This window comes from Nostoc sp. CALU 546 (assembly GCF_048836525.1).
Genome location: NZ_JAWJTF010000353.1, coordinates 1 through 1,958, shown reverse-complemented (window position 1 = coordinate 1,958; position 1,958 = coordinate 1). Strand labels below are relative to the sequence as shown.

Genomic DNA, 1,958 nt, shown 5'->3' with positions numbered 1-1,958 from the left:
TTTACAATGGGCAGATTCAGCCACATTAAATTTAATCCAACTGCTCATAACTGATACCGATAGCAAATATTTTCTATTTATCGGAGCATATAGAGATAATGAAGTTAATTCGGCACATCCTTTAATTCAAAAAATAGAAGAAATTAAAGATAGTGGCACGGTAGTTAATAATGTTATATTACAACCTTTAAATTTAGAAAATGTAACTAAGCTAATTGCCGAAACTCTCCAAGAAGGAGAACCTAAACAGGATGATGGCATTAGAGCATTTAACAATAAAATTATTCAATTAGCCGAACTGATTTATAACAAGACAGGTGGAAACCCGTTTTTTATAACACAACTAATTCAGGCACTTTATCAAGAAAAATTACTAAAATTTGACTTTGCCAATGCTAGATGGCAATGGAGTCTAGAGGATATACAAGCAATTGGAATTACTGATAAAAATGTAGTTGAGTTAGTTGCCAGTAGAGTTGAAAAACTACCAAGTTTAACCCAAGATGTTTTAAAATTAGCAGCTTGTGTGGGTGACAGATTTAGTCTGGATGTTTTATCGATAGTCAATGAAAAATCACCTTCTTTGACAGCTAATGATTTACACTCTGCTTTGCAAGCGGGATTAATTCTACCTTTAAGTGAAGCTTACCGTATTCCTTTAGTTTTTAATCAAGAAGAAGCAGTTAATTTAAATCTCGACACTTCACGGGTAGGTTATAAGTTCTTACATGACAGAGTACAGCAAGCAGCATATTCATTGATTCCAGAAGAACTCAAAAAATCTACTCACCTGAAAATTGGGCAATTGCTTCTCCAAAATACACCTAAAGAGGAAATAGAAGCTAATATTTTTGATATCGTCAATCAGTTGAATGTAGGTATTCTTAACCTGACAGAGCAATCTGAAAAAACTGAATTGGCACGATTAAATTTAATTGCAGGACGAAAAGCTAAAGCTTCTACAGCTTACGAAGCGGCTCTGAAATACTTCACAAATGGGATAAAACTTTTAAATATAGATGCTTGGGAAACTGAATATACCTTAACTATTGGTTTATATGAAGGAGCCGCAGAGGTAGCTTATCTTGGCGGTGATTTTGAGCAGATGCAAGAATGGGCTGAGGTGGTGCAGCAACAAGCCAAAGTCCTTCTAGATAAAGTGAAAGTCTATGAAGTACAGATTATCGCTTCTATCATTCAAAGCAAACAACTGAAAGCCATTCAGATAGCTGTATCAATTCTGCAATTGTTAGGAACAAGTTTTCCAGACGAACCCACATCAACTGATATTCAGCAGGGGATGGATGAAATCGCGGCTTCTTTGAAAGGTAAAGCCATTGCAGATTTAATTAACTTACCATTAATGACTGATCCTAACAAGATTGCAGCTATGAGAATCTTAATGGGAGTTCTCCCGGCGGCTTTTCAAACTGCTCCTGCAATGATGCCAATTATTGTCTGTAAAATGGTCAATTTGTCCTTAAGATATGGAAATACGGCTGTATCTGCTTATGGTTATAGTCTTTATGGATTACTTCTTTGTGGAGTTCAAGGAGAAATTGATTCTGGCTATGAATTTGGTAAATTAGCTTCACGTTTGGTATCACAATTTAATGCTGAAGAACTCAAGGCGAAAATTCTGACGGTTGTTAGCGCTCATGTTATGCATTGGAAAGAGCATGTTAGGGAGACATTAACATCATCAATGGCAGGATATTCTAGTGGTCTGGAAACTGGAGATTTAGAATATGCTGGCTATTGTGGTTACATTTATCCCTATCATTCATTTTGGCTGGGTAAGGAACTTTGGGTTCTAGAAAAAGAACTGATAGCTTATTGTGATTCGCTGAAAAAAATCAAGCAACAAGTCGCTTTTACTTGGAACTCAGTATATTTGCAAACAGTTCTGAACTTGAAAGGAAGTTTTGAAAATGTGGACTGTTTAATTGGAGAAGCTT

General features: G+C 35.8%; 1 protein-coding gene. It reads left to right on the top strand.

Annotated elements, in window-relative coordinates; translation table 11 throughout:
- Window positions 1–1,958, top strand: a 1,958-nt coding sequence (locus RRG12_RS43600) for an ATP-binding protein (protein ID WP_420763320.1), incomplete at both ends; no start/stop codon positions are given.